Here is a 16,923-nt window from a genome sequence, read left to right as displayed (position 1 = left end):
CCGCAAGGCCGAGGCGTGGTTCGACCCCGAGGGGTTCTTCCTGGCGGAGAAGGAGGGCCGGCTCGTCGGCTTCCACTGGACGAAGGTGCACGCGGCGGAGCGCCTCGGCGAGGTGTACGTCCTCGGGGTGAGCCCCGACGCGCAGGGCGGCGGCCTCGGCAGGTCCCTCACCACGATCGGGCTGCGGCACCTGGCCGGCCGGGGCCTGCCGACCGCCATGCTCTACGTCGACGCCGACAACAAGGCGGCGGTGTCCGTCTACGAGCGGCTGGGTTTCGTCACGTACGAGACGGACCTGATGTACCGGACGGAGACCTGAGTCCGCGGAATCCGCGGAGGGTGAGGCGGCGCCTCGGTTCCGTCGCGCACGCCGCGCCCACCACCACCGCCGCGCACAGCAGGACCGCCCAGCGGTCGTGGGCCGCCGCCCACCTCACGTCGTCCGGGGTCGTGAACAGGGCCCAGCTCCCGGGGATCAGCAGCGGGCCCAGGACCGACCCGACGAGCAGGGACCCGGCGACCGCCTGGCCCGGCCGGGCGCCGTCGCCCCGGTGGACCGCGAGCGCCGCCCCGGTCAGGGCGAGGGCGAGGACCGTCGCCGCCTCGAGGGTGATCCCGGCGGCCGGGGGGCGGACGGGCCCGGGCACCAGGAGCAGCGCGGCGGTCCACCACACGGCGGCGACCGGGACCACGAGGAGGACGCGCAGTCCGTGGCGGACGGCCCGCCGGGTGGGGACGGCGGCCGTGGTGTGCCGGGCCGGGTCGTCCAGCACGAAGGCCGCTCCCAGCGCGAAGGCCACGGCGGACGCCCGCAGGGCGTTCAGCGCGAGCCGGGCGTCCGCATCGTCGCCCGTCAGCCTCGGCGCGGCGGCGAGCAGCAGGCTCAGGGTGCCGGCCGCTGTGATCGCCCTCCAGGGCATGGTCCGTACGGTCGGCCGCAGCAGCGTCGCGGCGGCGGTCCTCACAGGCACTCCTCCTTCGCCTCCGGCTCGTCCAGGCCCAGCAGTCGCGCGGCCCGGTCCGTCGTCACCTTCGGGGCCGTCAGCTCGGCCCAGTGCGCCTTCACCTTCGCGGCGGTCTCCTCCTTGGGGCGTTGCAGCAGCTCGCGCACCACCTCCGTCTGCGCGGCGGTCATGTACAGCGGGTTCGTCCGCGAGAGGACGATCGCCGAGCCGGCGTCGCTGTCGTCCAGGCGGACCCGCCGCAGGTCCGACATGGGGTCGGGCCGGTCGGCGAGCGCCAGCCACATCACGGTGACCATCCGGCCGTCGCACATCTCACCCGTCTTCGCCTCGGTGCCCGTGACCAGCACACCGGCCACGGCGGCGGCGAACTCCGGGATCCGGTTGCCGCCCCAGGCGGTGCCGACGGTGATCTCACCGGGGTGGGTGGCCGGGTCGATCGCCGCGTCGCCGTCCAGGCCGTAGCGCGCCTCGACCCGCTGCCGTACGACGAGCGGCCGGTCCTGCGCGGTGCCGCCCGCGAGGGAGCGCACGCCGGTGAGGACCTGGTCCCAGTCGTCGGTGCGCGCTCCCCACTCCGGGAAGGCGCAGTACGTCGCGCCGTCCCGTTCGGCGCACCGCTGCTCCTTCTCCGGGGTGACGGAGAACCGCGTACGCGCCTCGGCGATCTCCGGCGACAGGCCCTGGGACTGGGCCACCGCGCCCACCAGGGTCAGCGCCACCGCCCCGGCGACGCCCACCCGGACGGTCCACAGCCGGGCGCCCCCGGAGACCAGCACCGCGAGCAGGGCCGCGCTCAGCGCGAGGCCCGTGAGGTACAGGGCGTGCCAGGCGGCGGGGCGGCCCAGCAGCTCGGACGGCAACGTGGTGGAGGTGTTCTCGCCGACCGTCGGCGCCAGCCACCGCGCCCACCCCTCGTTGCCGGGGCCGGTGGTCAGCAGGAAGGAGAACAGGAGGAAGACGATCAGCAGCGGGGCCGTGAAGGAGGAGGCCAGCAGCCGGGCCAGCAGCACCCCGAACGCTCCGAGCAGCAGCACGGACAGCGGTCCGGCCAGCAGTTCACCCGGCGAACCGTGCCCGACGGCGCCCGGCTTGAGCGCCTCCCAGGTGAACTGGCCGGCCACGCACACCCCGGTGAGCAGCGCGACGGCCGCGACGGACAGCAGATGGGCGACCGTACGGCGCCACGGCGGGACCACCAGCACGGCGAGGTGCCGGTCGGTGTCGTGCCGCCGGGAACGCAGCACGGCCTGGTTGGCGCAGAGCAGCACCGCGAGGCCGACGAGCAGGGGCGCGTTCTGGGTGGCGCGGTCGGCGTCCTGCAGCGCGGGGAAGCCGTCCCAGGAGGTGCGCGTGCGCCACACCGTCCAGCCGATGTAGACCGCGAAGGCGATGAGGACCGGCGCCCGCAGCAGGAGCCGGCGGGTCTCGAAGCGGGCCAGGGCGAACACGGCCGCCCAGGACGCGCGGGGACCGGACGCCGTGACCGTGGCGGCCGGGGCCCCGGTGGTGAGCGTGGTCATGCGGCCACCTCCGTGTCCGTCGTGTCCGTGCCGTCGAGGGTGAGCAGGTAGCCGTCCTCCAGGGTGGGTTCGAGGAGCTCCGCGCCGGCGGGCGGGTCGCCCACGTTGCGGAAGGTGCCGAGTCCGGTGCGCCAGCCGGCCTTCGCGCCGGGGTCGCGTTCGGTGCTGCTCCACACCCGGCCGGCGGCCCGCGCGGTCAGCTCGGCGGGGGTGCCGTCGAAGCGGACGGTGCCGCCGGCCAGCACGACGACCCGGTGGCAGAGCATCGCCACGTCCTCGGTCTGGTGCGTGGACAGCAGCACCGTGCGGCCCTCGCCGGCCCGCGCGATCAGCTCCCGGAACCGCATGCGCTGTTCGGGGTCGAGTCCGACGGTGGGCTCGTCGAGGACGAGGAACGCGGGGTCGCCGACGAGCGCCGCCGCCAGCGCCACCCGCTGCCGCATGCCGCCGGACAGGTTGCGGATCCGCCGGCCGCGCACGTCGCCGAGACCGGCCTCGTCGAGCACTCTGCGCACCTCGCGGTGGCGGGCGGAGCGGTCGGTGAGCTCCTTGAGGATCGCCACGTAGTCGACGAACTCGAAGGCCGTGAAGTCGGGGTGGAAGCCGGGCGTCTGCGGCAGGTAGCCGAGGTGGCGCCGGACCTCCTGGCGACCGCGCGAGGTGCCCGGGTCGTGGCCGAGCACCGTGAAGGCGCCCCGGTCGGCCGGTACGGCGGTGGCGAGCACCCGCAGCAGCGTGGTCTTGCCCGCGCCGTTGGGCCCGAGCAGCCCGGTGACGCCGGCGGACAGCCGCAGCGACACGTCGTCGAGGGCGCGGGTGCCGCCGTAGCGGAGGCTCAGCCCGGAGGCGGAGACGGTGGGGGTCATACGGAACTCCCGTACAGGTGGAGGCAGGTGGACGGAGTCGAAGGCGGCCGGACCGCGATTCCCCGGGGTGAGGAGCGGCCGGGGCCCGGCCGGCAAGGGGCCGGGGCGGCCGGGCCGGGCTCCCTGGCGAGAAGCCGGGGTGGCCGGGCCGGGCTCCCCCTTCCGGCGAGATGCCGGGGCGGTCAGGCCGAGTCTCCCGGCGGAGAGGGGGCCGGGGCGGTCGGGCCGGGCTCCCTCTTCCGGCAGGAAGCCGGGCGGCCGTCAGGCCGCATGCCGGCTGTTGAGGTCGAAGCGGTCCCGGAGCAGGACGAGCAGTCCGGCGGCGAGTACGGCGACCGCCGCCGACACGCCCTGCCCGGCCGCGGTGAACGGGGCGAGCGGGCCGTCCCCGCCGACCCGGACGACGTCCGCCGCGAGCAGCAGCGCGACCCAGCCGCCGCCGACGAGGGACGGGGCGAGCACCGGGCCGAGCCGGGCGGTCAGCGCGAGTCCGGTCGCGGTGAGCGCGAGGGCGGGCAGCAGCCAGGCCAGGGCGCGCAGTCCGTACCCGGGCAGGGCGAGGGTGGCCAGCCCGTTGAGGCCGAGCCCGGCGCCGAGCACCGCCACCGTGCGGATCATCAGCAGCCGGAATCCGTGCATCGGGGCGACGACCGCCATCTCGTACGTCGGGTCCAGCGCGGGACCGTACGACAGGGCGACCCCGGCCAGCGGCAGCAGCGGGGCGAGGGCGAGGAAGAGGGTCGGTGAGCCGGTGGTGCCGTGACCGGCGGTGACGGCCACGGTGAGCAGGAGGACGGCGGCGACCGCGCCCAGCCAGGAGCGGCGCAGCGCCGGGGTGGCGGCGAGCAGCCGTGCGGTGTGGTCGGCGATGCCGAGCCGCAGCAGCAGCGCCTCCAGGAATCCCGGCCGGGGCGCGTCCAGTTCGGCGTCGAGCCGTTCCCATCCGGCGTCGAGGGCCGCGGGGTCGCTCACGCCGGCGAGGACGGCCCGGCAGGGCGCGCAGGCGGTGAGGTGGGTGTCGGCCGACCACAGCAGGGGCGCCGGGAGCTCGCCCCGCGCGTAGGCGCGCAGGTCCGTTTCGGGCACGTGCCAGCCGTTGCCGCCCCCGGACGTACCGCCCGTCGTTTCGTACGTCATGCCAGCGCCTCCCGGAGTTGCCTGCGGGCCCGCATCGCCCGTGTCTTGACCGTGCCCGGCGGGATGCCGAGCAGGACGGCGGCCTCACGGGTGGTCAGCCCGTCGACGACCGTGGCCTGGAGCACCGCGCGCAGTTCCGGCGACAGCCGGACGAGCGCGCCGGCGAGGTCCCCGTGCTCCACCCCCGCGAGCACGCGGTCCTCCGCCGACGCCTCGTCCCGGTGCCGCAGCCGCGCCAGCGCCTGCCGCAGCCGGCCGCGCGCCCCGGCGCCGCGCAGGGCGTCGACCAGCCGACGGGAGGCGATCCGCCACAGCCAGCCGGCCACGTCCCCGTCCTCCCGGTAGCGCGCGCTCCCCCGCCACACCGCCAGGAACGTCTCCTGTACGACGTCGTCGACGATCCCCGCGTCGGCGCACCGGCCGCACATCCGGGCGGTCAGCCACGGCGCGTACCGCCGGTACAGCTCCTCGAAGGCGCGCCGGTCCCCGTCCGCCGCGACGGCGCGCAGCAGCTCCCCGTCGCTTCTCGTTTCGCTCACGTCCCCTCATCGCACGGGCCCGGCCGATCGGTTCACGGGATCGCGATTGACTTTCCCACCCCCCTTGCACCACCCTTTCACTACTCAATTAGTGAAAGGGTGGTTGTCGAGTGGTCGACTACCGGATCGACCGGCACAGCGGCGTGGCCACCTACGTCCAGATCGTGCAGCAGACCAAACAGGCCCTGCGCCTGGGCCTGCTGGAGCCCGGCGACAAGCTGCCCACCGCCCGCGAGGTCGTCGAGGCCACCGCCGTGAACCCCAACACCGTGCTGAAGGCCTACCGCGAGCTGGAACGCGAGGGCCTGGTGGAGGCCCGGCGCGGCCTCGGCACCTTCGTACGGCGCTCCCTGGGCGCCGCCCCCGCCGACTCCCCGCTGCGCGCGGAGCTGGAGGACTGGGCGGCGCGGGCCCGTGAGGCCGGCCTGGAGCGGGAGGACGTGGCCGCGCTCTTCACCGCCGTGCTCGAAACCCACTACCCGGCGCGCACGCCGGGCCCCGCACATCCGAAGAACCCTCAGGGAGACCCGTCATGACCGTCCCGGCCATCGAGGCAGGCGCGCTCGGCAAGCGCTTCGGGCGGCGCGCCGCCTGGGCGCTGCGCGACTGTTCCTTCCGGTTGCCCGCCGGCCGCGTCTGCGCCGTCGTCGGCCCCAACGGCGCGGGCAAGTCCACGCTGCTCGCGATCACCGCCGGGCTGCTCACCCCCACCGACGGCACGATCACCGTCCTCGGCACGGACCCGGCGTCGGCCCGCCCCCGGGTGGGCTTCGTCGACCAGGACAAGCCGCTGTACCCGCAGCTCACCGTCGCCGAGACGCTGCGCATGGGCGCCGATCTGAACCCCGGCCGCTGGGACGCGGACACCGCGCGGCGGATCGTGGCCGGCGGGGACCTGGACCCGCGGGGGCGGATCCGCTCCCTCTCCGGCGGCCAGCGCACCCGCGTGGCCCTCGCCCTCGCCCTGGCCAAGCGGCCGGAACTGCTGCTCCTGGACGAGCCGATGGCCGACCTGGACCCGCTGGCCCGGCACGAGCTGATGGGCGTGCTGATGGGGCAGGCCGCCGCGCACGGCACGACGATCGTGATGTCCTCGCACGTCGTCGCCGAGCTGGAGGACTCCTGCGACCACCTGCTGCTGATCGGCGGCGGCCGGGTCCGCCTGGCCGGCGAGATCGACGACCTGCTGGCCGCCCACACCCGCGTCTCCGCCCCGGCGACGACGGACCTGGCCCCGCACGACCTCGTGGAGTCCCGCACCACCGGCCGCCAGCTCAGCGCGCTGATCCGCCCGGCCGGCCCGCTGCCCGGCGACTGGCGCGCCGCCGCGCCGTCCCTGGAGGAACTCGTCCTGTCCTACCTGCGCAACCCCGAGGCCCCCGGCCCGGCCCCCGCCGCGCCCGAGACCACGGAGGCCGCCGCGTGACCGCCGCCCTGACCGCCCCGGCGGCCACCGACCGCCCCGCCCCCGCGCCCCGCCAGCTGCGCTGGCTGTACCGGCTGCACCGCCCGGCCCTCCTCACCGGTACGGCGATCGTGCTGCTGATCGGCGCGGGACTGCTGTGGCTCGGCGGTCCGCTCACCGACGCCTCGGCGGCGGCCTGGAAGCAGTACGACGCCTGCGGCTTCACCCCGAGCTGCAGCTACGACCAGAGCTCGATCCTGCTCTACAAGGACGTCTACACCTACACGACGGTCGCCGTCCTCGTCGTGCCGTTCCTGGTCGCCGCCTGGGCCGGCGGCTCGCTGACCGGCCGCGAGCTGGAGTCCGGCACGATCCGCCTCGCCTGGACCCAGGGCGTCTCCCCGGCCCGCTGGCTGGCCTCCCGGCTCGCCTTCCCGGCCGTGCTGACCGCCGCCGCGACCGGTCTGCTGGTCTGGCTGCACCGCCTGGCCTGGACGGCGGCCGAGGGCCGCGTCGACACCGCCAAGCCCTGGCACGACTCCCCCACCTTCAACGCCAACGGCACCGTCCCGGTCGCCCTCGCGCTGGCCGGACTGGCCATCGGTGTCCTCGCGGGACTGCTGCTGCGCCGTTCCATGACCGCCCTCGCCACGGCCGCCGCCGCGCTCGGGGCCCTGTGGACGGCCGTCCACACCGCCCTGCCGCACCTGTGGCCCCCGGTCACCGAGGTCAGCAGCCTGCGCGACGGCCCGACAGGAGTGGGCATCGCCGTCGACGAAGGCATCCTGACCGCCGACGGCGACCGGCTGGCCGCTCCCTGCCACAGCGGCACGATGGACGGCTGCCGCTCGACCCTGGCCGACCTGGACGCCGTCGGCTTCTACCGCGACCTCCACCCCGTCGGCCACTACTGGCCGCTCCAGCTGGTCGCCTCCGGCCTCCTGCTCCTCGTCGCCGCCCTGGCGACGCTCGCCGCGTTCCGGCTGCTGCGCCGGCGCACCGGGAGGGCCGCCGGATGAACGGTACGACCACGGCGGCCCGGGCCCGGCCGGCCCGGACGGTGCTGCGGGTGCACCGCACCGCGCTGATCGTCTGGGGCGCCTTCGTCGCGGGCCTGATCGGCTGGCTGGTGTGGCTGAACGAGGTCACCGTGGACTCCGTGCGCGCGGCGGAGGCCGAGTGCTCGCGCGGCCCGTGGACCTGCGTGGACCTCATCGAGGGCCTGAGCTACAGCGAACCGACCGGCTACATCGGCTTCCTCACCTGCTACGGCTTCCTCGCCGTCGCCGCGTTCACCGGCGGCTCGCTGATCGGCCGCGAGCTGGAGTCCGGCACCGCCAGACTGGCCTGGACGCAGGGGATCACCCCCACCCGCTGGCTGACCGCCAAGCTCGCCGTGCCGGCCCTCGCGCTCGTCGTCGGCGGCACCGTCCTGGTCCTGGCGTTCCGCTGGGGCTGGGCGGCCAACCGGGACCTCATGGGCGACCACTGGGCCTTCGCCGACGTGTTCGTGGCACGCGGCCCGGCGACCGTGGCGTACGCGCTGTGCGCCCTGGCCGTCGGCACGCTCACCGCGCTGCTGCTGCCCCGCGCGCTGCCCGCGCTCGCCGTGTCGGCCGCCGCGATGTGGCTGCTCAACCTGGTCCTGGAGCGCTGCCGCGCGTCCCTGTGGCCGGCCGTCACCCGGACCTCGCCGAAGCGGTTCGAGCTGCCGGACGGCGTCTGGCAGCAGGGAGCGGGCCGCACCGGCACCGGCGGCCACTACGCCACGTACCACCCGGCCTCCCACTTCTGGCCGCTGCACCTGGTGGAGACCGGCATCGTGCTGGCCGTCGCGGTCCTCGCCACGGCCGCCGCCTTCGCGGTGCTGCGCCGCCGCACGACCTGACGCACGCGCCCGTACGTCCCCTCCGGCCGGGGACACGCCCCTTCCGGCCGGGGAGGGGCGTACGGCTCCCCACGCCGGGGCCCGGCCACCCCTGCGGGCCGCCGCCCGATATCCGGGACGTCATGTCTCCGTAACCATCGATTCAGACAGGCTTGCGACGCTCGGCCAATGAATCCCGCCGTGCCAGAGCCTTCACCGCCCCGAAGGGTGAACGGGGGGAACGGGGACGCCCCAGGGCCACCACCGCTCCCACCCGCGCTCTCCGACGCGCCCGTGACGCCGGCGGCGCGGAACAATGGGGCCATGAGCCAGCCCAACACCCAGGCACAGGTACAGCACCCGCAGCCCTCCGTGGGCTCCATCGCCGCCCACCGCCCGCACACCGTGGCCGGAGTGGTCTCCGACCTGGAACCCGACATCGACGCGGACCTCGACGGCTACGAGGAGTCGCAGCCCGACGGTGCCGCCCCGCTGCCGCAGGGCCGCTTCCTCGACCGGGAACGCAGCTGGCTCGCGTTCAACGAACGCGTCCTCGAACTCGCCGAGGACCCCGCCACCCCGCTGCTGGAGCGCGCCAACTTCCTCGCGATCTTCGCCAGCAACCTGGACGAGTTCTTCATGGTCCGCGTGGCCGGACTGAAGCGCCGCATCGCCACCGGCGTCGCCACCCGCTCCGCCTCCGGCCTCCAGCCGCGCGAGGTGCTGGAGATGATCTGGGCCCGCTCCCGCGAGCTGATGGCCCGGCACGCCGCCTGCTACCACGAGGACGTCGCCCCCGCGCTCGCGGAGGAGGGCATCCACCTGGTCCGCTGGAACGAGCTGACGGAGAAGGAGCAGGCCCGCCTGTTCACCCTCTTCCGGCACCAGATCTTCCCGGTCCTCACCCCCCTCGCGGTCGACCCGGCGCACCCCTTCCCGTACATATCCGGCCTGTCGCTGAACCTGGCCGTGGTCGTACGCAACCCGGTCACCGGTCACCGGCACTTCGCCCGCGTGAAGGTGCCGCCGCTGCTGTCCCGCTTCCTGGAGAGCTCCCCCGGCCGCTACGTCCCCATCGAGGACGTCATCGCCGCGCACCTGGAGGAGCTGTTCCCGGGCATGGAGGTGCTGCAGCACCACGCCTTCCGGCTCACCCGCAACGAGGACCTCGAGGTCGAGGAGGACGACGCGGAGAACCTGCTCCAGGCACTGGAGAAGGAACTCATGCGGCGCCGCTTCGGGCCGCCGGTGCGCCTGGAGGTCGAGGAGTCCATCGACCGCGAGGTGCTGGACCTGCTGGTGCGCGAGCTGAAGGTCGGCGAGGCCGAGGTGTACCCGCTGCCGGGCCCGCTCGACCTCACCGGTCTGTTCCGCATCCACGGCCTGGACCGGCCCGAGCTGAAGTACCCGAAGTTCATCGCCGGCACGAACCGGGACCTGGCGGAGGTCGAGTCGGCCTCGCAGCCCGACGTCTTCGCCGCCCTGCGCAGCCGGGACGTGCTGCTGCACCACCCGTACGACTCGTTCTCCACGTCGGTGCAGGCGTTCCTGCAGCAGGCCGCCGAGGACCCCGACGTGCTGGCCATCAAGCAGACCCTGTACCGCACGTCGGGCGACTCCCCCATCGTCGACGCGCTCATCGACGCCGCCGAGGCCGGCAAGCAGGTGCTGGTCCTGGTCGAGATCAAGGCGCGCTTCGACGAGCACGCGAACATCAAGTGGGCGCGCAAGCTGGAGGAGGCCGGCTGCCACGTCGTGTACGGCCTGGTCGGTCTGAAGACCCACTGCAAGCTGTCCCTGGTGGTCCGTCAGGAGGGCGAGACGCTCCGGCGGTACAGCCACGTCGGCACCGGCAACTACCACCCGAAGACGGCCCGCCTCTACGAGGACCTCGGGCTGCTCACCGCCGACCCGCAGGTCGGCGCGGACCTGTCCGACCTGTTCAACCGGCTCTCCGGCTACTCCCGCCGCGAGACCTACCGGCGGCTGCTCGTCGCCCCCAAGTCCCTGCGGGACGGCCTGATCTCCCGCATCGACAAGGAGGCCCAGCACCACCGCGCCGGGCGGCCCGCCTACGTCCGCATCAAGGTCAACTCGATGGTCGACGAGGCCGTCATCGACGCCTGCTACCGGGCGTCGCAGGCGGGCGTGCCGGTCGACATCTGGGTCCGCGGCATCTGCGCGATCCGGCCGGGTGTGGCGGGCCTGTCGGAGAACGTGCGGGTACGGTCCGTCCTCGGCCGCTTCCTCGAACACTCCCGCGTGTTCGCCTTCGGCAACGGCGGCGAGCCCGAAGTGTGGTTCGGCAGCGCGGACATGATGCACCGCAATCTCGACCGCCGTATAGAGGCGCTGGTACGGGTCACCGACCCGGCCCACCGGGCGGCCCTGAACCGACTGCTGGAGACCGGCATGTCGGACACCACCGCGTCCTGGCACCTCGCCGCGGACGGCGAGTGGACCCGGCACGCGACGGACGCGGACGGCCAGCCCTTGCGCAACGTCCAGGAGATGCTCATAGACGCCCGGAGGCGCCGGCGTGGCACAGCGACACCTTGACCCGACGGCCGGTCCGGTACCGGCGGACGCCCTGGCCGGTTATCTGCGGGACCAGGCGACCGAGTTCCTCCGCGCGCTGCGCCTCCACCGGGAGACCGGTGCGGGCGCGGCCGCGTCGGACGGTTCCGTCGAAGCGGCCCGCGCGCTGCGCCGCGCGGCCCGCCGCATCAGTGCCAGCCTGCACACCTTCCAGCCGGTGCTGGACCCCGACTGGTCGGAGGCGATGCGCCCCGAACTGGCCTGGGTCTCCGGCACCCTGGCCCTGGAACACGCCTGCACGTCCCGCCTGGACCAGCTCCTCCTCGCCCTCCACCGGTTGTCGGGGGCACCGCCCCTCCCGGCCCGGGGAACGGCCACGCCCCGCACGCGGGCCCTGGCCGGGATGACACTCGGCACGCCCGGCACCACCGCGTCCGCCACGGCCACCGCAGCCGCCCACGGCGAGAAAGCCCTCCAGGGGCCACCCGTACCCGACCACGAAACCCGCACGGGTGGTGCGAGTGGGAACGGCTTTCCGGCCGAAGGCGCGGCCGAGGCCGAACACCCCACACGCCTCCGCCGCACCATCACCGCCACCGCCGACCGCAAGGCCGCCACGCCGGACCGGGGGAACCTGACCGTCGGCGCCGCCAAGGCCGGTGCGCTGCTGGACCGGCAGCTGACGCTGGCCCGGACCCGGGCGCACTCCACCGCGCTCCAGGCGCTCGGCTCCTCCCGGTTCCACGCGGTCGCCGACAAGGTGGCCGTGCTCGCCAGCGAGGTGCCGCTGTCCCCGGCGGCGGCCGGCGCCGATCTGCGCCCGCTCGCCGACGCCGCGCGCGAGCGGCTCGCCGACGCCGTCGCCGCGCTGCCCCTGCTCACCGCGGGCAGCCCGTACAACGCCGAGGCCCTGATCCACGGCCTCTCCCCGGATCCCGCCCCGCACCCGCAGGACGCCCCCTGGCACCAGGTCCGGCTCCTCCTGCGCCTGCACCGCTACGCCCTCGAGGTCCTCCACGCCGGCCCGGACCCGGGCCTCCTCGCCGCCGGCGAGGCACTGGACCGGCACCGCGACGCCTCCGAGGCGGCGGCCGCCGCCGCGCAGGCGGCCCGCACCCCGCGGATCGCCCCGGCCACGGCGTACGCGCTGGGCGTGCTCCACGCCGACCAGCGGCATGAGGTGGAGGCGGCGCGGTACGCGTTCCAGCGGTCCTGGCAGAAGGTAACCATCGGCACGTTATAGGGAGGCGCACGGTGAGCACCCCGGGTTCCGCGATCCACCGCACCCTCACCGTCCAGGCCGCCGGCTGCGTCCTGTGGCGCCGCTCCCCCGTGACCGGCGACCTCGAGCTCTGTCTCGTCCACCGGCCGAAGTACGACGACTGGTCCTGGCCCAAGGGCAAGCTCAAGCGTGGTGAGGACCCGCTGGCCGGCGCCCTGCGCGAGGTCGCCGAGGAGACGGGCCACACGGCCGCCCCGGCCGCCGAGCTCCCCAGCGCGCACTACCTGGCGAACGGCCGCCCCAAGCGGGTCCGCTACTGGGCGGCCGAAGCCGTCTCCGGCGCGTTCACCCCGGGCGACGAGGTCGACCGCGTCCTCTGGCTCCCCCCGGAGGCCGCCCGCGCCCGCCTCACCGAGCCCCGGGACGCCGACCTGGTGGACGCCCTCCTCGCCACCCTCCGTCCGGCACGGTGAGTGTCCTGTTCCCGCCCGGTATCCCCCCGTGTCCTCGACGTAAGCGTTCCGTGACCTCACCGCACCGTCCCCAGGGGTTCACCGTGCGTTCATTTACGCCAATCGGCTCCTTCACCTGTTCTGCCTAATTTCGGCCTTACGCGATGCGGATCGCCCGAAGAGATGGATGGGTGACCGTGTCACCCACACTTCGCACGCCGCCGAATTCAGGACGGCGGCCACTGGAAGGAACTCAAGTGAAGCTTCAGCGCAAGAACCGGCGGGCCCTCGCTCTCGGTGCTCTCGCCGTCTCCGGCGCCCTGGCCCTCACGGCGTGCGGCTCCGACGACACCGGCGACAGCAACGGTGGCGGCGCCTCCGCCACCGCGCAGGCCGGCAACATCGACTGCGGTGACGCCAAGGGCCAGCTGCAGGCCTCCGGCTCTTCCGCCCAGAAGAACGCGATCGACGCCTGGGTCAAGCAGTACGCGGCGGCGTGCAAGGGCGTGCAGGTCAACTACAACCCGACCGGTTCGGGCGCGGGCGTCACCGCGTTCCTCCAGGGCCAGACCGCGTTCGCCGGTTCGGACTCCGCGCTGGAGGCCGAGGAGATCGAGCAGTCCAAGAAGATCTGCTCCGGCGGCCAGGCCATCGACCTGCCCATGGTCGGCGGCCCGATCGCCGTCGGCTACAACGTCACGGGCGTCGACAACCTCGTCCTGGACGCGTCGACCCTCGCCAAGATCTTCGACAGCAAGATCACCAACTGGAACGACGAGGCGATCGCGAAGCTCAACCCCGACGCCAAGCTTCCCGACCTGAAGATCCAGGCCTTCCACCGCTCGGACGAGTCCGGCACCACGGACAACTTCACCACCTACCTCCAGGCCGCCGCGCCCGACGACTGGAAGTACGAGCCGAGCAAGTCCTGGGAGGCCAAGGGCGGCCAGTCCGCGCAGGGCTCCTCCGGTGTCGCCCAGCAGGTCAAGCAGACCCCCGGCGCGATCTCCTACATGGAGCTGTCCTACGCCAAGGACGGCATGAGCACGGTCTCCATCAAGACCGAGGCCGCCGAGCCGGTCCAGGCCACCATCGAGAACGCCACCGCCGCCATCGGCGCCGCCAAGGTCGTCGGCACCGGCAAGGACCTCGCCCTGGAGCTGGACTACACCCCGTCCGCCGCCGGCGCCTACCCGATCGTCCTGGTGACGTACGAGATCGCCTGCGACAAGGGCAACAAGGCGGACACCCTGCCCGCCACCAAGTCCTTCCTGAACTACATGGCTTCCGAGGACGGCCAGGGCCTGCTGGCCGACGCGGGCTACGCCCCGATGCCCGAGGAGATCATCACCAAGGTCCGCGAGACCGTCAACGGCCTCAGCTGACCCGAGAGTGCGGCCCATTCCCGGTCCGGGGATGGGCCGCACCGTCCGGTGCACCGCCAACAGGAGCCCCCGGCCGTCGGGAGGCTCCGACCGAGCCGCTCGTCCCGGCGGCTCCGCAGACCGGAGAACCCGATGGACATCACCACACAGAAACCAGCCGCTCCCCCCGCACCCGGACCGGCCGCGCCGCAGGACAAGCGTGCCGCGCGCGGCGCCACCCGCCCCGGTGACCGGATCTTCCTCGGTCTCTCCCGCGGGTCCGGCATCTTCGTCCTGGTCCTCATGGCCGCCATCGCGGCCTTCCTGACGTACCGCGCGTCCATAGCCATCAGCAAGGACGAGGCGAACTTCTTCACCACCTTCGAGTGGAACCCCACCGCCGTCCCGTCGGAGTTCGGCATCGCGGTCCTGGCCTTCGGCACCGTCGTGTCGTCGGTCATCGCCATGATCATCGCGGTTCCGATCTCGGTGGGCATCGCCCTGTTCATCACGCACTACGCGCCCCCCCGGCTCGGTGGCGCCATCGCGTACGTGATCGACCTGCTCGCCGCCGTCCCCTCCATCGTCTACGGCCTGTGGGGCGCCCTCGTCCTGGTGCCGCACCTGAACGGCCTCTACGGCTGGCTCGACGACTACCTCGGCTGGACCGGCGTCTTCGAGTGGAGCGACGGCGCGCCGCGCTCGCTGTTCACCGTCGGCATCCTGCTCGCCCTGATGATCCTCCCGATCATCACCAACGTCAGCCGCGAGGTCTTCCGCCAGGTCCCGCGGATGCACGAGGAGGCGGCCCTGGCCCTCGGCGCCACGCGCTGGGAGGTCATCCGCATGTCGGTGCTGCCCTTCGGCCGCTCCGGCGTCATCTCCGCCTCGATGCTGGGCCTCGGCCGTGCGCTCGGCGAGACGATGGCCGTGGCGATGGTGCTCTCCCCGTCGTTCGACATCAACCTCAGCCTGCTCGACACGGGCGGCGGCACGTTCGCGCAGAACATCGCGAGCAAGTTCAACGAGGCCACCGTGATGGGGCAGGACGCGCTGATCGCCTCCGGCATGGTGCTCTTCGTCATCACCCTGCTGGTCAACGGCGCGGCCCGCCTGATCATCGCCCGCCGCAAGGAGTACTCGGGGGCCAACGCATGAGCAACGCAACCCTTTCCCCCCGGCGCAGCTCCCTGCGCGGCGCGACCCTGCCCAAGTGGTTCGCCTGGGCGGTCGCCGCGGGCTCCGTCGCCCTCGGTCTCGGCATCAGCGCCGCGGCCGGCCTGAACAGCAGCATCCAGTGGGCGCTGATCGCCGCCCTTCTGTTCGTCCTCGGCTCCTACGGCATCTCGGCGAAGGTCGAGGGCAGCCGCCAGGCCAAGGACCGCACCGCGACGAGCCTGGTCTGGGTGGCCTTCCTCCTGGCCGTCATCCCGCTGGCCTCCATGATCTGGGAAACGGCCGACCGCGGCATCAAGGTCCTCGACGGCTACTTCCTGACCCACTCGATGGGCGTGGTCGCCGACGCCGAGCCCGGCGGTGGTATCTACCACGCCATGCTCGGCACCCTGGAGCAGGTCGGCCTCGCCACCCTGATCTCGGTTCCGGTCGGTGTGCTCACCGCGATCTACCTGGTCGAGTACGGTCGCGGCAAGCTCTCCAAGGCCGTCACCTTCTTCGTCGACGTCATGACGGGCATCCCGTCGATCGTCGCCGGTCTGTTCATCCTGAGCCTCTGGGTCCTGATCCTGGAGATGGGCCCGTCCGGCTTCGCCGGCTCGATGGCTCTGTCGATCCTGATGATCCCGGTGGTGGTCCGCTCCACCGAGGAGATGCTCAAGCTCGTCCCGAACGAGCTGCGCGAGGCGTCCCTGGCGCTCGGCGTGCCGAAGTGGCGCACCATCCTGAAGGTGGTCCTGCCGACGTCGATCGGCGGCATCGTCACGGGTGTGATGCTCGCGATCGCCCGTATCACCGGCGAGACCGCCCCCGTGCTGCTGCTGGTGTGGGGCACGGACTTCATCAACGCCAACCCGTTCCAGGACCCGCAGGAATCGCTGCCGATGTACATCTATCTGCAGTACGCCAACAGCGGCGGTTCCGGCCCGGCGTACGACCGTGCCTGGGCGGCGGCCCTGACGCTCATCGCGTTCATCATGATCCTCAACCTCGTGGCCCGCGGCATCGCCCGCTGGAAGGCCCCGAAGACCGGTCGCTAAGGCCCCCCGGACCCGAAAGAAGAAGTGATACCCATGGCCAAGCGCATCGACGTCAGCGGCCTCAACGCCTACTACGGCTCCTTCCTGGCCATCGAGGACATCTCGATGACCGTCGAACCCCGTTCGGTGACGGCCTTCATCGGCCCCTCCGGCTGCGGCAAGTCCACCTTCCTGCGCACCCTCAACCGCATGCACGAGGTGACGCCCGGCGGCCGGGTCGACGGCAAGGTCATGCTCGACGACGAGAACCTGTACGGCGCCGGCATCGACCCGGTGGCCGTGCGGCGTGAGGTCGGCATGGTCTTCCAGCGCCCGAACCCGTTCCCCACGATGTCGGTGTACGACAACGTGGCGGCGGGCCTGCGCCTGAACGGCAAGTACAAGAAGTCCCAGCTGGACGACATCGTCGAGAAGTCCCTCAAGGGCGCCAACCTCTGGAACGAGGTCAAGGACCGCCTGAACAAGCCGGGCTCGGGCCTCTCCGGCGGCCAGCAGCAGCGCCTGTGCATCGCCCGCGCCATCGCGGTCGAGCCGAACGTCCTGCTGATGGACGAGCCCTGCTCCGCCCTGGACCCGATCTCCACCCTTGCCATCGAGGACCTGATCGGCGAGCTGAAGGAGCGCTTCACGATCGTCATCGTGACGCACAACATGCAGCAGGCGGCGCGCGTCTCGGACCGTACGGCCTTCTTCAACCTGGCGGCCGTCGGCCAGCCCGGCAAGCTGATCGAGATCGACGACACGGAGCGCATCTTCTCCAACCCGTCGGTCCAGGCCACGGAGGACTACATCTCCGGCCGCTTCGGCTAGGCCGTCGAACTCCTCGCGGTGC

Annotated in this window: 17 protein-coding genes; 12 read left to right on the top strand and 5 right to left on the bottom strand. The window is 73.2% G+C overall.

Annotation, left to right across the window (positions count from 1 at the left end):
* The coding region (locus KUM38_RS00200) for a GNAT family N-acetyltransferase (protein ID WP_217127171.1) at window positions 1-319 on the top strand (319 nt) is incomplete at its 5' end.
* Here the strand turns inward: KUM38_RS00200 and KUM38_RS00195 are convergent.
* From KUM38_RS00195 to KUM38_RS00175, 5 genes are all read right to left on the bottom strand, one after another.
* Window positions 279-965, bottom strand: a complete 687-nt coding sequence (locus KUM38_RS00195; protein ID WP_308408866.1) for an ABC transporter — start codon at window positions 963-965, stop codon at window positions 279-281. The two genes, KUM38_RS00200 and KUM38_RS00195, sit on opposite strands and share 41 nt — an antisense overlap.
* Window positions 962-2,485, bottom strand: a complete 1,524-nt coding sequence (locus tag KUM38_RS00190; RefSeq protein WP_217127170.1) for an ABC transporter permease — start codon at window positions 2,483-2,485, stop codon at window positions 962-964. The genes KUM38_RS00195 and KUM38_RS00190 overlap by 4 nt, the downstream gene beginning before the upstream one ends.
* Entirely contained in the window at window positions 2,482-3,351 is an 870-nt protein-coding gene (locus KUM38_RS00185; protein WP_217127169.1) for an ABC transporter ATP-binding protein, read from the bottom strand. Before KUM38_RS00185 ends, KUM38_RS00190 begins: the two co-directional genes overlap by 4 nt.
* Before the next feature lie 261 nt (window positions 3,352-3,612).
* On the bottom strand, window positions 3,613-4,488 hold the full coding sequence (locus KUM38_RS00180; RefSeq protein WP_217127168.1) for a zf-HC2 domain-containing protein: 876 nt from the start codon (window positions 4,486-4,488) through the stop codon (window positions 3,613-3,615).
* Window positions 4,485-5,027, bottom strand: a complete 543-nt coding sequence (locus KUM38_RS00175; protein ID WP_217127167.1) for an RNA polymerase sigma factor — start codon at window positions 5,025-5,027, stop codon at window positions 4,485-4,487. The genes KUM38_RS00180 and KUM38_RS00175 overlap by 4 nt, the downstream gene beginning before the upstream one ends.
* A 110-nt stretch (window positions 5,028-5,137) precedes the next feature.
* Here KUM38_RS00175 and KUM38_RS00170 point away from each other — a divergent pair, with 110 nt between their 5' ends.
* The 11 genes from KUM38_RS00170 (at window position 5,138) to pstB (ending at window position 16,901) form a co-directional block, all read left to right on the top strand.
* Complete coding sequence (locus KUM38_RS00170) at window positions 5,138-5,563, top strand: GntR family transcriptional regulator (RefSeq protein WP_217127166.1); 426 nt, start codon at window positions 5,138-5,140, stop codon at window positions 5,561-5,563.
* Entirely contained in the window at window positions 5,560-6,453 is an 894-nt protein-coding gene (locus tag KUM38_RS00165; protein WP_217127165.1) for an ABC transporter ATP-binding protein, read from the top strand. The genes KUM38_RS00170 and KUM38_RS00165 overlap by 4 nt, the downstream gene beginning before the upstream one ends.
* The gene (locus KUM38_RS00160; RefSeq protein WP_217127164.1) at window positions 6,450-7,451 is read left to right on the top strand and encodes an ABC transporter permease; all 1,002 of its coding nucleotides are present in this window, start codon (window positions 6,450-6,452) and stop codon (window positions 7,449-7,451) included. Before KUM38_RS00165 ends, KUM38_RS00160 begins: the two co-directional genes overlap by 4 nt.
* Entirely contained in the window at window positions 7,448-8,320 is an 873-nt protein-coding gene (locus KUM38_RS00155) for a hypothetical protein (RefSeq protein WP_217127163.1), read from the top strand. Before KUM38_RS00160 ends, KUM38_RS00155 begins: the two co-directional genes overlap by 4 nt.
* A 168-nt stretch (window positions 8,321-8,488) precedes the next feature.
* A complete protein-coding gene (locus KUM38_RS00150; protein WP_217127162.1) occupies window positions 8,489-10,858 on the top strand; it encodes an RNA degradosome polyphosphate kinase in 2,370 nt (789 codons plus the stop codon).
* Window positions 10,839-12,080 carry a CHAD domain-containing protein gene (locus KUM38_RS00145; protein WP_217127161.1) on the top strand — a complete coding sequence of 414 codons (1,242 nt, stop codon included), beginning with the start codon at window positions 10,839-10,841 and terminating at the stop codon, window positions 12,078-12,080. Before KUM38_RS00150 ends, KUM38_RS00145 begins: the two co-directional genes overlap by 20 nt.
* Before the next feature lie 11 nt (window positions 12,081-12,091).
* On the top strand, window positions 12,092-12,532 hold the full coding sequence (locus KUM38_RS00140; RefSeq protein WP_217127160.1) for an NUDIX hydrolase: 441 nt from the start codon (window positions 12,092-12,094) through the stop codon (window positions 12,530-12,532).
* Window positions 12,533-12,768: 236 nt separating this feature from the next.
* Window positions 12,769-13,896: a phosphate ABC transporter substrate-binding protein PstS gene (gene pstS, locus KUM38_RS00135; protein ID WP_217127159.1), complete on the top strand. Its 1,128-nt coding sequence runs from the start codon at window positions 12,769-12,771 to the stop codon at window positions 13,894-13,896.
* A gap of 132 nt (window positions 13,897-14,028) precedes the next feature.
* Window positions 14,029-15,033, top strand: coding sequence for a phosphate ABC transporter permease subunit PstC (pstC, locus tag KUM38_RS00130; protein ID WP_217127158.1), 1,005 nt, complete (start codon window positions 14,029-14,031; stop codon window positions 15,031-15,033).
* Window positions 15,030-16,091, top strand: coding sequence for a phosphate ABC transporter permease PstA (pstA, locus tag KUM38_RS00125; protein ID WP_217127157.1), 1,062 nt, complete (start codon window positions 15,030-15,032; stop codon window positions 16,089-16,091). The genes pstC and pstA overlap by 4 nt, the downstream gene beginning before the upstream one ends.
* A gap of 33 nt (window positions 16,092-16,124) precedes the next feature.
* Window positions 16,125-16,901 (top strand): phosphate ABC transporter ATP-binding protein PstB, encoded by a 777-nt coding sequence (pstB, locus tag KUM38_RS00120; protein ID WP_030829515.1) that lies wholly within the window; start codon window positions 16,125-16,127, stop codon window positions 16,899-16,901.
* Window positions 16,902-16,923: the final 22 nt, after the last annotated feature.

Origin of the sequence: Streptomyces sp. AC558_RSS880 (genome assembly GCF_019049255.1) — a bacterium.
Taxonomy (GTDB): domain Bacteria; phylum Actinomycetota; class Actinomycetes; order Streptomycetales; family Streptomycetaceae; genus Streptomyces.
This window is presented reverse-complemented; position numbering and strand designations above follow the sequence as displayed.

Coding starts and splice junctions, on each gene's coding strand:
- KUM38_RS00190 (WP_217127170.1), bottom strand. CDS start 2,485: ATGACCACGCTCACCACCGGGGCCCCGGCCGCCACGGTCACGGCGTCC.
- KUM38_RS00185 (WP_217127169.1), bottom strand. CDS start 3,351: ATGACCCCCACCGTCTCCGCCTCCGGGCTGAGCCTCCGCTACGGCGGC.
- KUM38_RS00180 (WP_217127168.1), bottom strand. CDS start 4,488: ATGACGTACGAAACGACGGGCGGTACGTCCGGGGGCGGCAACGGCTGG.
- KUM38_RS00165 (WP_217127165.1), top strand. CDS start 5,560: ATGACCGTCCCGGCCATCGAGGCAGGCGCGCTCGGCAAGCGCTTCGGG.
- KUM38_RS00155 (WP_217127163.1), top strand. CDS start 7,448: ATGAACGGTACGACCACGGCGGCCCGGGCCCGGCCGGCCCGGACGGTG.
- KUM38_RS00150 (WP_217127162.1), top strand. CDS start 8,489: ATGAATCCCGCCGTGCCAGAGCCTTCACCGCCCCGAAGGGTGAACGGG.
- pstC (WP_217127158.1), top strand. CDS start 14,029: ATGGACATCACCACACAGAAACCAGCCGCTCCCCCCGCACCCGGACCG.
- pstA (WP_217127157.1), top strand. CDS start 15,030: ATGAGCAACGCAACCCTTTCCCCCCGGCGCAGCTCCCTGCGCGGCGCG.
- pstB (WP_030829515.1), top strand. CDS start 16,125: ATGGCCAAGCGCATCGACGTCAGCGGCCTCAACGCCTACTACGGCTCC.